Annotated in this window: 13 protein-coding genes and 1 tRNA gene; 3 read left to right on the plus strand and 11 right to left on the minus strand. The window is 59.8% G+C overall.

The features are described 5' to 3' along the window. Nucleotides 1–104: 104 nt before the first annotated feature. The 10 genes from K6117_RS02905 to K6117_RS14580 form a co-directional block, all read right to left on the minus strand. The gene (locus tag K6117_RS02905) at nt 105–377 is read right to left on the minus strand and encodes a sulfurtransferase TusA family protein (protein WP_246604776.1); all 273 of its coding nucleotides are present in this window, start codon (nt 375–377) and stop codon (nt 105–107) included. Beyond that, a complete protein-coding gene (der, locus tag K6117_RS02910; RefSeq protein WP_221792851.1) occupies nt 361–1749 on the minus strand; it encodes a ribosome biogenesis GTPase Der in 1389 nt (462 codons plus the stop codon). Before der ends, K6117_RS02905 begins: the two co-directional genes overlap by 17 nt. Further along, the gene (locus tag K6117_RS02915; RefSeq protein WP_221792239.1) at nt 1746–3071 is read right to left on the minus strand and encodes a PQQ-like beta-propeller repeat protein; all 1326 of its coding nucleotides are present in this window, start codon (nt 3069–3071) and stop codon (nt 1746–1748) included. The genes der and K6117_RS02915 overlap by 4 nt, the downstream gene beginning before the upstream one ends. Then, the gene (locus tag K6117_RS02920) at nt 3068–3799 is read right to left on the minus strand and encodes a tetratricopeptide repeat protein (RefSeq protein ID WP_221792240.1); all 732 of its coding nucleotides are present in this window, start codon (nt 3797–3799) and stop codon (nt 3068–3070) included. Before K6117_RS02920 ends, K6117_RS02915 begins: the two co-directional genes overlap by 4 nt. Nucleotides 3800–3917: 118 nt before the next feature. After that, nucleotides 3918–4778, minus strand: a complete 861-nt coding sequence (panB, locus tag K6117_RS02925) for a 3-methyl-2-oxobutanoate hydroxymethyltransferase (RefSeq protein ID WP_221792241.1) — start codon at nt 4776–4778, stop codon at nt 3918–3920. 173 nt (nt 4779–4951) lie between these two features. Next, nucleotides 4952–5131, minus strand: coding sequence for a hypothetical protein (locus tag K6117_RS02930; protein ID WP_221792242.1), 180 nt, complete (start codon nt 5129–5131; stop codon nt 4952–4954). 204 nt (nt 5132–5335) lie between these two features. Beyond that, nucleotides 5336–6364, minus strand: a complete 1029-nt coding sequence (locus K6117_RS02935) for a zinc-binding dehydrogenase (protein WP_221792243.1) — start codon at nt 6362–6364, stop codon at nt 5336–5338. Nucleotides 6365–6525: 161 nt separating this feature from the next. Next, nucleotides 6526–6601 (minus strand) — tRNA-Ile (locus K6117_RS02940). Nucleotides 6602–6641: 40 nt separating this feature from the next. Next, complete coding sequence (locus K6117_RS02945) at nt 6642–7691, minus strand: polysaccharide deacetylase family protein (RefSeq protein ID WP_221792244.1); 1050 nt, start codon at nt 7689–7691, stop codon at nt 6642–6644. A 117-nt stretch (nt 7692–7808) separates the two neighbouring features. Then, nucleotides 7809–9716, minus strand: a complete 1908-nt coding sequence (locus K6117_RS14580) for a histidine kinase dimerization/phospho-acceptor domain-containing protein (protein ID WP_221792245.1) — start codon at nt 9714–9716, stop codon at nt 7809–7811. A gap of 293 nt (nt 9717–10009) precedes the next feature. Here K6117_RS14580 and K6117_RS02955 point away from each other — a divergent pair, with 293 nt between their 5' ends. Continuing rightward, nucleotides 10010–10507: an Lrp/AsnC family transcriptional regulator gene (locus K6117_RS02955; RefSeq protein WP_281422088.1), complete on the plus strand. Its 498-nt coding sequence runs from the start codon at nt 10010–10012 to the stop codon at nt 10505–10507. A gap of 90 nt (nt 10508–10597) precedes the next feature. Here K6117_RS02955 and K6117_RS02960 read toward each other — a convergent pair whose 3' ends face one another. Next, nucleotides 10598–11830 (minus strand): tetratricopeptide repeat protein, encoded by a 1233-nt coding sequence (locus K6117_RS02960; protein ID WP_221792246.1) that lies wholly within the window; start codon nt 11828–11830, stop codon nt 10598–10600. Between the two features lie 208 nt (nt 11831–12038). Between K6117_RS02960 and yaaA the strand changes: the two genes are divergently transcribed. Together yaaA and K6117_RS02970 are read left to right on the plus strand one after the other, a co-directional pair. Further along, a complete protein-coding gene (gene yaaA / locus K6117_RS02965) occupies nt 12039–12797 on the plus strand; it encodes a peroxide stress protein YaaA (protein WP_221792247.1) in 759 nt (252 codons plus the stop codon). Further along, entirely contained in the window at nt 12794–13501 is a 708-nt protein-coding gene (locus tag K6117_RS02970; RefSeq protein WP_221792248.1) for an SDR family NAD(P)-dependent oxidoreductase, read from the plus strand. The genes yaaA and K6117_RS02970 overlap by 4 nt, the downstream gene beginning before the upstream one ends. Nucleotides 13502–13519: the final 18 nt, after the last annotated feature.

Here is a 13519-nt window from a genome sequence, read left to right on the forward strand (position 1 = left end):
CAGTACGAAATTGACTCCCCATATACGCGGGAATGCTCAAATGGGGCGTCAAACCGGGATACAACCGGCAACACCCTTATGAATCGAATCTGGTAAAGCCTGCGTTACCCATCACACCGATCCGGCGCTTTGAAGCGATATTCATGCGCCGTTTCGGACAATATCTCGGTCCAGCCCAGCGCCTGCGCCACCGCGCGCAATTCGCCCCCGGCGCGCGGATCATCGGCGGTAATCGCAATCACCGCCCCCGGCACATCCATACAAGCCCGCATCCGCCGACCAAGCTGCAACGCAGGCCAAGGACAACGCATCCCGCGGGCGTCGATCTGCTCTTCGGCCCGCGAGATAGATGCGCCGGTATCAGTCCTTCTTGTCAAAGGGGTTTTTCGACGACCGCATGGTCAGCCGCACCGGCACCGTGCCAAAACCAAGGTCGCGGCGCAGGCCGTTCACCAGATAGCGGCGATAGCTTTCCGGCAGTTCGTCGGTGCGATTGCCGAACAGGACAAAGCTTGGTGGCCTTGTCTTGATCTGGGTGATGTAACGCAGCTTGATGCGCTTACCACCCGGCGCAGGCGGCGGGTTATTCTCGACCGCGCGCTCGAACCAACGGTTGAGCTGGCCGGTGGATACACGCTTCGACCATTGCTCGCGCAGTTCGAATGCCGCGCCGATTAACTGGTCCAGCCCCTTGCCGGTGCGGCCCGAAACGGCGAGCAACGGCACGCCCTTGGCCTGTGCCAGACCTTCATCCAGCGCGCCGCGCACACCTTGGAACAGGCTGCTTTGATTTTCCGCCACATCCCATTTGTTGAGCGCGATAATCAGCGCCCGGCCTTCCGACCAGATCTGATCCGCGATCTTCAGATCCTGTAATTCCAGCCCGCGCGTCGCATCGAGCAGCAACACCACGACCTCGGCAAAATCCACCGCATGGAGCGTATCCGCAACCGACAGCTTTTCGAGCTTGTCCTGCACCCGTGCCTTTTTGCGCATCCCCGCCGTGTCGATCAGGCGGACAGGCCGCATCTTGCCGCCGTCCGGGTCTTTCCATTCCCAGTCGATGGTGATCGAATCACGCGTGATCCCTGCTTCCGGGCCGGTGATCATGCGATCTTCGCCCAGCAATTGATTGACCAACGTGGATTTGCCCGCATTCGGACGACCGACGATGCAGAGCTTGAGCGGCTGGGTGATCCAGGCGTCCTCATCCTCTTCCTCGGCCTCAACCTCTTCTTCGTCATCGCCGCGATCGATATAAGGACGCAGCGCCTCGAACAGATCGACAAGGCCTTCGCCATGTTCGGCGCTGATCGGCACCGGCGTATCAAAGCCCAGCGAAAACGCATCGAGAATGCCGCTTTCGCCCGCCTTGCCCTCGGCCTTATTGGCCAACAGGATCACCGGCACATCGCCACCGCGCAGCCAACGACCAATTTCCTCATCCAGCGGGACAATCCCGGCGCGAGAATCGATCATGAACAGCACGGCATCGGCGGAATTCACCGCCGCTTGCGTCTGCACCCGCATCCGCCCCGGCAGGGTCTGCGGATCTTCATCTTCGAAACCAGCGGTATCGACGATGCGGAAATCACAGCCCAACAAATTCGCCTCGCCTTCGCGACGATCACGCGTCACGCCGGGCCGGTCATCGACCAGCGCGAGTTTCTTGCCGACAAGGCGATTGAACAACGTCGATTTGCCGACATTAGGTCGGCCAATGATGGCAATTACAGGCAGGTCTTTTATCGCCACGCGCTAAGCTTCCCATCATCATCGAGCAAATACATCATGTTATTGGCCACTACCGGCTGCAACATGATCGAACCACCGGCACGCGCCGTCGAACCAATTGTGCCGAGCAACGGCTCGACATTCGTCAAACGTCCATCGCTAGACGCCAAGATCAGGCGATTGCCCGCCAGCACTGGCCCCACCCATGAAATCGGGCCTTTTTTATCCTTCTGATCGCGATAGCGCGGCAATTGGCTAACCCATTTGATCCGGCCACTGTTGCGATTGATGCACAACAAGCGCGCATCATCGGTGATGGCATAGATCCAGTCACCAACTACCCAAGGCGTCGCGATGCCCGCAATGTTGATTTCCCACATGCGCTGGCCGGTCAGCATTTCAAGCGCGACCATGCGGCCACCCTTGCCGATCGCATAGACACGACCCGAATCGATCACCGGGCTGGCATCAATATCCGCCAGCGCCGATACCGAGGTCATCATATTGGTGCGGGTCAGCGCATCCTGCCACAACACCCGGCCATTTTCATAACGGAACGCCGTCAGTTCACCGCTGGAAAAACCGGCAACCACAGTCCCCTGCGCCACGGCAGGTGCCGCCGCGCCAAAAATGCCCGCCACTTCCAACGTGCTCGCATCATTCCAAGCGAGCTTGCCGGTCGCCGCATCAATGGCGTAAATCTGGTTATCCTGGCTGATCACATAGATGCTGCCATAGCCAATCGACGGCGCACCGCGCAGCGGCCCGCCCGGCTTGGTCCGCCACAAGATCGCGCCGGTCGTCGCGTCAAGCGCAGCGACCTCGCCAAGGCCGTTGGTCGCATAGACCTTGCCGTCCTGCGCACTGACGCCGCCACCAAATACCGAGCGCTTGTCTTCCTTGCCGACAAGATGGAACGACCAGAGCGACTTGCCCGTGGCTGCATCAAAGGCGCGAATCTCGGCATCCGCATCCATGGTGAAAACCTTGCCGCCCGACACGACAGGCGAGGAACCGATCCGCGCCCGCTTGCCGCTGCCCTGCCCAATCGACACCGACCAGATCTTGGCAGGCGCACGCGACAAAGCGAGATTACCCATCGCCTTGGAAGCGCTACCGCCCGGCTGGCTCCATTCCGCATTTTCCAATGGCGGCGGTAACAGCACCTGCACATCAGCCTGCGCAGGATCGATTTCCACGCCCGTATCTGCATTCAGCACCGGAATGCGATGCCCAAGCACCGGTGTCTTCGGCTTTTTATCGCCACCGCCACCGCCCAATACGCCACATGCTGACAGAGTGCTCAACATGGCCACAGCCATTACGACGCGCTTCATTCGGCCTTATCCTTCTCGTCAGCAGTCATATTCTGATTATCGTTCGCCATATCACCCAGCGCATCCACGCCAAGCGAGCCCGCCATCTGGGTCGCGCGACGACGGATAGATGCCGGGGCCTGCTTGTCATTGGCAATGGCCGCAAACATCGCCGCCGCCTGCGCGTTCTGATTGAGCTTGAGCATCGCGAGCGCCGTCATCTCGCCCGCCGAACCGAACCATGCATTGCCCGGCGCAGCCAATGGCTTCAACCGGTCGATCACCGCCTGTGGCGGCATCGCATCATATTCAAGCGCCGTCTGGCGAATGACCGCCGCATCGCGAAATGGCGGGGGAAGGTCTTCATCCGCCGTCACAGCTGCATATTGCGCGACGGCGTCTTTTTCCTTGCCCTGCAACGCGGCCATCGCCGCCTGCGCCATCATCGCCGATGCGCGATAGGCGGCGACATGCGAGGCCGAAATCGTCTTCAGATTGGCCTCGACATTACGCATATCGCCCGTCGACATCGCCGCGAGCGTATCATCGAGCAACTGGCCATGCCGCGCGGCTTCCTGCTCGCGGCTATGCTGATAATAAAGCCAGCCGCCCAGCGTCGCGAGGCCGATCACGGTCCCGCCAATGATAGCCACGCGCCAGCGCCGCCAGAAGCCTGTGATCTGTTCCCGGCGCAGTTCTTCATCGACTTCACGCAGAAACGCTTCGTTATTCTCGGGCGGCAAGGCCAATTATGCTCTCCAGCAAACGGGGTTATTCGGGCGGGACCTTAGTGCCTCCTGCCCGCAGACGAAAGCCTTTTATCGGCCCTCACCCGCCTGCAACGGCCCTGCGACATCAGTCCTTGGCCTAGATCTTGGGCTGATAGGTCTGATCCGGCGTCGGGAAGCTGCGACTACGCACCTCGGATGCATAGGTGGCGGCGGCCTGCGCGATTTCGTCGCCGATCTCGTGATAACGCTTCACAAAGCGCGGCACGCGGTCGAACATGCCCAGCATATCCTCGGTCACCAGCACCTGCCCATCACATTGCGCCGATGCGCCAATCCCGATGGTCGGGCAGGCAATCGCCTTGGTCACCGCGATCGCGATCGGTTCAACCACGCCCTCCACGACCACCGCAATCGCCCCCGCCTGATCAATCGCCTTGGCATCCGCCACGATCTTGTCCGCTTCCGCGCTGCTGCGTCCGCGCACGCCATAGCCGCCGAGCGCATTCACCGCCTGCGGGGTCAGGCCGACATGACCGATCACCGGAATCCCTCTGGCCGACAGAAACGCCACCGTTTCCGCCATCACGGCCCCGCCTTCCAGCTTGACCGCCGCCGCGCCCGTTTCCTTCATAATCCGCGCCGAAGTTTCAAACGCCTGCATGGGGCTGGCTTCATAGGAACCGAACGGCAGATCGACAACGACAAGGCTGTGATAGGAACCGCGCACGACTGCCGCGCCATGGGCGCACATCATTTCGACCGTCACCGGCACCGTGGATGGCAGGCCATAGATCACCTGCCCGAGTGAATCCCCGACCAGCAACATATCGCAATGCGGGTCGAGCAACTGCGCCATCCGCACCGTATAAGCGGTCAGCATCACCAACGGTTCCGCCCCCTTGCGTTCGCGAATGGCAGGCACCGTCAACCGCCGCATCGGCGCGGGCGTCGGATTCGCGCGGGAAGTGCTGTTATCGAAGGTAAAAGTGGTGGACATGATCTGGTCCTTGATGCCGGAACTTGAATAGCCCCGTGAACGTCGAATCTCGCCACGACGACCAGTTCAGAACGAACAGCGCGCGCGTTTCAACCCGCTGTATCCGTCTCATGTCGAATTCTCAATGAAGATTGCGCGGACGCGCCAGTAGATGAGCAGTTATCGCCTGTCGATCACTTGACGCTATCATGCGCGCGCACGCCCCTATCGGCACCACCACCGGACGGCGCTCGCGTGAACAGGGCATCGCCGCCCACCTCTTTATCCATGCCCCACAGCGCGAGCGCAGCCTGTTGCAAGGATACAGGATAACGCGACAATACCGACAGATCGGATGTGGATAACGGCCTCATCTGACATCACCTTCACGCATACAACGGGCTTTCATAGAGAATAAGGCTCGTTTTCACGGCCTTATTTCAGGATTTTGGAGAACATCCCACTTCACACCCTCTTTATAAAAAAGAGATGATGAACAAAGAATGTATCGCCTCATCTAATGAAAGATGATGTCGCCTTGATGACAAAGCGCCGCCCCATCAGAAAATAGTGGGACCTCAACCCAATGGCGAAAGCAGTATCTTGCACTGATTGCCGGGCCGCCGCAGTGATTCAAACGCGGTGGGAAAGGCCTCGAACGTCACGATATCGGTGATCATCCGGTCGGCATCGATCCGCCCGGCCGCCATCATATCGACCACGAACTGAAAGTCCGATTTGTCATAGGCGATCACGAACTTCATCCCCAGTTCTTTCACCATCGCCAGCGCAGGCATGAAGCTATCCGGCTTCATGCAGAAACCGACGACCAGAATCTCACCGCCAAAAGGCGCAAGCTCGATGGCCTGCGCGATCATCCCCGGCACGCCGACGCATTCGATGATGAGGTCCGGCACACTATCGGTCAACGCGCGGAATTGTTCGGCCACATCGCCCTTGGCGTCGATCAGGCCGGTCGCCCCGAATTGCAACGCCATATTGGCGCGGCCCGCATCGATTTCGCTGACAATCACCTGACGCGCGCCAAAAAAGCTGCACCACAGGACCGAGGCCAGCCCAATCGGCCCCGCCCCCATCACCAGCACATCGCGCCCGGCAATCCCGCGCCCGACCTGCCGCACCGCATGGAGCGCGACCGCCAAAGGCTCGACCAACGCACCGCGTTCCCAGCTCACCGCATCCGGCAGGCGCACCGCTTCATTCAGATGCACCCGCGCATATTCGGCAAAACCGCCCGGCACTTCGGCAGACCCGATAATCTGGCGGCCCGCGCATTGCCACGGCATGCCTTTCAGACACGCCAGACAGCGGCCGCAACCGATAAACGGCAAAGACGCCAGCCGATCCCCCGCCTGCCAGCCTGCGGGCGCATCCGCCCCCAATGCCACGATTTCGCCGACAAATTCATGGCCCAGCACCACGCCATCCACGCCCGGCGCATTATGGCTTTCGGTCGTGTGGAGGTCGGTGCCGCAAACGCCGCAATGATGGACGCGAATAATCGCCTCACCCGCTGCCGGGGTCGGATCATCGACCGTCTCGATTGCCAGTGGCTGGCCCGGTTCGCGAAATACTGCTGCCTTCATTATCGCCCTCTCCCGCATGGCTGCAATCTCGCAGGCGATGCGGCATTATTTTTGCGTCAATACCGGGCAATCATAAGCGAACCACAAAATGTCCAACCCTGTTCATTGGGTTAGCCACCGTCTGGCGCAAACTGAAAAAATAATGATATTTATCAATACGCTGGTAGGCCCGGAGGGACTCGAACCCCCAACCAAGCCGTTATGAGCGGCCTGCTCTAACCGTTGAGCTACAGGCCCGACCGACCAGCGTGATGCCCCGATAGCCGCTTGCGCTATATTACCGCAAGCCCCGATCTTGCGCATCGAGATCGGCGAGCACTTCATCCAGCCCTACCCCGGTCACGCCAAGGGATATGAGCAACCCCAATATCCTGTCCCACCATTCGTAAAACCGACGCAGATCGGCCTTGTCGCGCACATAGGGCGTATGGCCGATCGCAAAGCTGGGCGAATGGCAGGACAGGCTGAATAATTGCAGCCCTTCGCCCTGCAATATCCGCACGGCTTCCATCGCCTCTTGCACCGGCATGCCTTCGGGCGTCAACGCAATGCGGTTCAACAGCCCGGCTCTGGCCAATGCCCCATGGGCCAAGGGGATGCGACTCGTCCGGGCATAGATGTTCGCCCCATTTTGCCGCCAACGTCCCAGAAATGCAGCAGTCAGCGGGATTTCCAGCAACCCGCCTTTTGGCCCTGCGCGATAGGGCGTAATCGGATATCCGGCAAAATTGGGGCCGCCAGTGGCGCTATAATCGAAATGACTGCGGACCGAGACATCGACGCGATACCCGGCCTCTTCCAGCAACATCGCCGTAGCCGGCCCCACCCCATAGCGCCCGGATCGATAACAAAGCGGGCGAACCCCCAAGGTCTGCTCAATCTTTTGGGTCAGAATGTGCAACTTGGCGCGCTCCAGTTCGATCGGCAAATTACCGGCAAAGCTGTTGCTCTCATTCATGATTTCATCATAAGGCGGATTGACCCAAGGATGCAGATGCGCCCCCGCCGATGCCCCTCCCGAAGCCAGCAACGGCCCCATGACATCTGTGCAATTAGGGGAGGAAATGGCCGGATAATCAAACAAATATACGGGCTTTGCACCATAAGCTGCAAGGCGGCTATGCGCCTGTGGCAATGCCGTCATCGCAGAAGTGGCCACCGAACTGCGCGCAGTGGGCTGGCTCCAGTCGAACTCCTCCTCGGTATCGATGAACAGCATGAAACGCTGGCCGAATTCAGGACGGAAACGATACGTGCTTTCAGGCCCGGGCAGGCCATCAAGCCTGCCGCCCCCCAAATCTGCATCCCCCTGAATACGCAACTCCAACTGAAGCTCCAGTCTTGCAATGTTACCCGGCGATGAAGGCCTGTCATTAGCCCATAAACGCCCAACATTAACAAAGACTAGCCTAAGCGGCGTTATCCGACAAATAAGATGGCGATATCAGGGAAAACGGATCTGATGCTCGCTCATCACCGCCGGGATCAACAGCAGGAAATCATGATCGGCAATATCAAGATCGCCGCCAAATTGCCGTGCGACATTGCGCAACAAATGCAGGGTAAAGCCCAGTGACAGCCGCGCCGCATCCATGCTCTGCTCGCCCCGCTCGCCCTGCGCGCGATCGGGATCAAATAATTCTTCCGCTGCGATGCCCAGCAGCTTGCCCGGACGGGAAATGGAAACGCAGCCACTGCCATCCGTGCGCGGCAGGCAGAGGAAGTCAATGCTGACATTCTCGCCGTGATGACACAGTTCGATCAAATTGCCGATCAACCGCGACAACACGCGTTCCAGCACCTGTTCGCCCACCGCCAGCGGCGGCAAGCCCCGGCCAATTTCGACCTGCAACGTCAATTGCCGGGCATCGGCCTGCCCCTGATGGGCCGCCAATACGCGCCGCAACACTTCGCCGCCATCGACCCCCGCTTCATCCTCGCGATCAAGGACGGCTGTCTGGCCAAAGCGATGGACCGGGCCGCGCACCAACAGGGCCAGATCTTCCAAAATCTGCGTCAATTCCGCGCCGGACGCGATGATCGTTTCGGCCTGTTCACGATATTGATGCGGCACCGGGCCAAAAAACTGGCTGCGGATCATATCCGCAAAACCGCTGATTGCATTCAATGGCGTACGCAATTCATGCACCAGTTCACGCAGGCGCTGTAATTGCTCGCCGTCGTCAACGGCCTCGACCAGATTGCCGACATGGGCGGCAGGTGCAGCCGCAGCCACCATATCAGCCGATGATTCATGCGGATACGGCCTGCGCGCGGTGCCGCGATAGCCTTGGAAGCGGCCAGTGGATTCATCGAACAACGGCACACCGGAAATGCACCATTGGCCGCCGACGCGGGATTTGCCCGCCACCAACAACCGCCCATCGCGAAATGCCGAGCGCCGCGTAATCGCGCCCGCCACATGGCCATCGACGCCGAATCCCATGATCGCGGCGGCCTCTGCAAGGTTCAACCCGATCAACGGCGTGCGTTCCAGCGCATCCACCCACAAAATCACGCCATCCTGATCGGCCTCAAACCGGAAATGGCGCAATTGATCAGCCTGCACCTTGTTCTTGGCCTCGGTAACCTTGGCATCGATCTGGGCCTCAATTTCGGCCTCGGCGTCCTGATCCTCGTCTTCATGATCGGCACGCGGCAGCGGCACAAACGGCTCGGACCGACGACGCTCGCGAAATTCTTCGATCCGGTCCACCAATTCGCGAATCTGCACAGCGCGCGGCGCCGATAAAAAGCTCGCCGCTGGCTTATCTGGAGCCGCCGGAGCCATAAATTCAGGTGCTGATATTTCAGGTGCAACCGGCTCAACCGGTGCAGGCGCTGGCGCTGGCGCTGGCACTTCGGCCATCTCCATCCCGCCAAGATCCAAGGCCATCCCCATGTCGCGTTGATCGCGCAACATCAGGTCGCTTGCGCCATAAGAATTAAGCTGGCGCTTGATCGCCTCATCCAGATCGGGCCGCTGGCGCACCAGCGACCGCGCCACCGGGCTGATCGCGACGATCACCTCCTGCCATTCTTCTGCACTCAATTTGACGCTCAGCAATAAGGGCGCGGCGATATCGGGGCGGTCGGCGGCGAAGAACAACAATATATCAATCGGCAAATGCCGCCCGGACAAGGCATGGGCAATCGCCCGACGGCCCAATGGGTCGACGATTTCGCGGGCCTCTTCGAGAAAAGCAAAAGCGGACGCCCGCGACATGCTGGAAAAATCGCGCGTCTTTTGCTGGGCGAGAATATCGACCATCTGACGCCACATTGCCGCCCGCGCGCGCGGATCATCGCTCCCTTGCGCGGTAATGGTGGCAATCCGGTCGTCAAAGCGCACTATATATTCCCCAAAACAGTATTCATTCCCCACCAGGCATTCATGCCGCCTGACATAGCAATGTTAACAACAAAATATGTTAGAAACTATTTGTTAACTCTCTATCCCCTTTTCGGGAAGGGCTTGGCGCTTGCAAAATCAAGGCGTCACAAAGTGGGACAATTGCCCGACGGATAAAAGCGCTTATATGCGAAGCATGGCCGGTGCAACGCAGGCCAATGAAATGACGTCCGCGCATGCGCGGCAGGGTGAAACAACATCCGCGCACGCGCGGCAGGGGAGTGTGAGCAATCTTGGCTATCATCGGTTCATCGCGCACCCGGCTCGACGAGATCGACTGGCAGATTCTCGCCGCCCTGCAACAAGACGGGCGGATGACCAACATCGATCTCGCCCGCAAGGTCGGGCTGACCGCGCCGCCCTGCCTGCGCCGGGTCAAGGCGTTGGAAGAGGCCGGGCTAATCCGCGACTATGTGGCGCGGCTGAATGGCGCGGCGCTTGGATATACCATCACCGTATTCGCCTTGGTGAGTCTGAAAAGTCAGGCCGAACAGGATCTGCGCGCGTTTGAAGATCATGTGCAGCATATTCCGGAAGTGGTCGAATGCCACATGCTGAACGGCGAAATCGACTTCATCCTGAAAATCGTCGCCCATGATTTGCAGGAATTCCAGTCGCTGCTGACGTCTCGCCTCACCACCGCACCCGGCGTCGCCCATGTCAAAACCTCGCTGACGATCCGCACCAGCAAGGATGTCGGCGGCTTTCCCATCGACATCAATGCGAAATAATCTGCCTCAAGCAACAAAAAGCCCCCGGATCATGATCCGAGGGCCTTTTTTTTCGTTCAGGTCGAAACCCGCAGCTTACATGCCAAGCACTTACATACTGGCGAGAATGATCCAATAACCGGCGACATCGGCGCGCGGGCCAGTGACCTGCTTGAACGCCGCCAACGCACCTGCCTTGTCGCCCGAACGCAGCAGCGCAATGCCAAGGCGCGTGTTGAGTTCATTCAGATCGACATTGCCCTTGCTCGCCGCCAGACGATAAAGCTCAATCGCCTTGCCGTTATTGCCATAGCCCAGCCATGCGTCCGCCGTACCCTTGGCGGCCTTGCCATCCGCACCCGATTTGGCGCGCGCTTCTGCGCCGGTCAGGCTAGCCTGATCCGCCGACACCCGGCTGACGGCATCGGCCTTCAACTCGGCGATGGCGCGGCTGTCCTTCGGCAACATGCCGCTGGCAAGACCCGCATCCAGCACCGTCTTGGTTTCGCCCGGCAGACCGCGACCATTAGCGGTTTCGGCATATTCATACCAATCGCGTTCACCCATCAGCGACTTGGTGTCGAAGCGCAGACGGAAGAGATCAAGCGACGTCTGCGGGTCAAGCTTGACCTGCTGCAGGTATAATTCCGTCGAATCGCGCCAGTTCTGTGCGCTCGGATAGGCCTTGACCAACATCCTGCCGAAACGAATGATTTCCGGGGTCAGCTTCTTGTCAGCGGCAATCGACAGGCCGCGCTGATACCAAGGCTGATCGGCAGGCGTGCCAGCGGCTTCCTTGGCGGCAATCGCGCGGCCAATCGTCTGCAGGGCGAGTTCAGCCTTGCCATTGCGATATTGCAGCTCGCCAAGGCTGATGAGGTTGCTGCTATCTGCCGGATTGACTTCGACCAGCTTAGTAAAAGCAGCCTCCGCCTTGGCAAAGTCCTTGCTCTGATAGGCGATGCTACCCTGATTCTGATAGAGTGCGCCGACCATGTCCGCAGGTGCGCTGCCGCTATCGATCATCATATCGATGCCCTTGCCCTGCATCGCGCGGTCATTGGCCTTGCCGCCGGTCTGCACATAAAACTGGCCGACAACGAATTTTTCATCGCCAGTGGCCGCAACCGCTTCCGCCGCCGTCAGTGCCGACTTGGCCGCTTCGATATTATTGGCTTCCAGTGCCTTCTGGATCGGGGCAAGCGCCTCACGCAGCTTGTTGCCAAGCTTGAACTCCTTGGCCTTGGCCGGCTTTTCCTTGGCCACAGCCGGGGCAACCGCACCAGCGGTCACGCCGCCAAGAACCAGCGCCAGACCGAGCGCAAAAGAGGAAACTGCCTTCATCACCATATTCTCCTAGTGCAACGGCCACGCCGTCGGATGTGCTTCACGACACCTGAGTTAACTTGCCGTGTTCCGACAAACAAGTGAGATGATCGCATTAGCTGCACATCGCATTGCACCGCTGAACGAAGCTTGAATGAATTGCGCCCAAAGCACCTGACCCAATAGCACTTGGCCTCGCGCTTCTTGATTGTTACCAGTGCCAGTCATGATCATCACCCTCTCGCCCGCGAAAACGCTGGACTACAAATCGACCCTGCCGCCGTTGGAGGTTACCCGCCCGCGTTTCCCCAAGGAAATTGCGCGGCTGGCTTTGGGCGCGGCACAGCTTTCTGCCGCCCAGCTTGGCGAATTGATGCATATTTCGGATAAGCTCGCGGCGCTCAATGCCGAACGTTATCATGGCTTTGACGACCAACCGGAACGCCCGGCTTTGTTCGCATTCAATGGCGATGTGTACACCGGGTTCGAGGCGAAAAGCCTGCCGGAAGAGGCGATCGACTTCGCGCAAGACCATGTCCGCATCCTGTCCGGCCTTTATGGCCTGTTGCGCCCATTGGATGCGATGAAGCCCTATCGCCTCGAAATGGGGACACGCTGGGGACCGGACAATCACCCGAATCTCTATGATTTCTGGGGCGAGAAAATCGCGACCCAATTGGGCAAGGACGCCGCCGAAGACGGGTCAAACGAGATCCTCAACCTCGCCAGCAATGAATATTGGCAGGCCGTCGCCCCCCACCCGCCCAAATCGGCGCGAATCGTCAGCATCGACTTCAAGGAGCAAGGACCAAAGGGCCTGCGCTTCAACAGCTTTGGCGCAAAAAAGGCCCGCGGCATGATGGCACGCTATGTCTGCGAACATCGCCTCGACAATCTCGAAGCCGTCAAACAATTCGACAGCGATGGCTATGCCTTTGATCCGACCGGATCGGATGCGCATGTCTGGCGCTTCGTCAAAGGATGAGCGGGACCGCCATCATCATCGGCGCATCCGGCGGCATTGGCCGCGCGATGGCCGACGCGCTGGAAGAGGAAGGCAGCTTTAGCCAAGTCCTCCGCCTGTCGCGCAGTGATGACGGCCCCACGCATATCGACATCACCGATGAGGCCAGCGTCAAGGCCGCAGCGGCATTCGTGCAATCCAAGCTCGGCAGCCAGCCGCTCGGCCTCGTATTTGTGGCGACAGGCCTGTTGCACGACCATGAAAACGGCCCGGAAAAGGCAAACAGCCAGATCGACCCCGCATGGATGCTGCGCAATTTCGCGGTGAACGCGGTCGGCCCGGCGCTGGTGGCCAAGCATTTCCTTCCCCTCCTCCCCCGCGACGACCGCGCCATTTTCGCGGCGCTATCCGCGCGGGTCGGGAGCATCGGCGATAATCGTCTCGGCGGCTGGCACAGCTATCGCGCCGCGAAAGCCGCGCTCAACCAGATCATCCGCACCATGGCGATCGAGCTTGCCCGCACCCATAAACGCGCGATCTGCGTCGGTCTCCACCCCGGCACGGTGGATAGCAGCCTCAGCCAGCCCTTTCAGGCCAATGTCGCGCCCGGCCAATTATTTTCGCCGGACCGGGCGGCGGTGCAGTTGCTGGATGTGCTGGACGGGCTGAAACCGTCTGATACGGGCCGGTGCTTTGCGTGGGATGGGGCGGAAATCACGCCCTGAAACCTGCTGTAATTCCGC

The organism is Alteraquisediminimonas sediminicola (genome assembly GCF_019740335.1).
GTDB lineage: Bacteria > Pseudomonadota > Alphaproteobacteria > Sphingomonadales > Sphingomonadaceae > Alteraquisediminimonas > Alteraquisediminimonas sediminicola.

Coding starts and splice junctions, on each gene's coding strand:
- K6117_RS02915 (WP_221792239.1), bottom strand. CDS start 3,071: ATGAAGCGCGTCGTAATGGCTGTGGCCATGTTGAGCACTCTGTCAGCA.
- panB (WP_221792241.1), bottom strand. CDS start 4,778: ATGTCCACCACTTTTACCTTCGATAACAGCACTTCCCGCGCGAATCCG.
- K6117_RS02930 (WP_221792242.1), bottom strand. CDS start 5,131: ATGAGGCCGTTATCCACATCCGATCTGTCGGTATTGTCGCGTTATCCT.
- K6117_RS02935 (WP_221792243.1), bottom strand. CDS start 6,364: ATGAAGGCAGCAGTATTTCGCGAACCGGGCCAGCCACTGGCAATCGAG.
- K6117_RS02960 (WP_221792246.1), bottom strand. CDS start 11,830: ATGAAGGCAGTTTCCTCTTTTGCGCTCGGTCTGGCGCTGGTTCTTGGC.
- yaaA (WP_221792247.1), top strand. CDS start 12,039: ATGATCATCACCCTCTCGCCCGCGAAAACGCTGGACTACAAATCGACC.
- K6117_RS02970 (WP_221792248.1), top strand. CDS start 12,794: ATGAGCGGGACCGCCATCATCATCGGCGCATCCGGCGGCATTGGCCGC.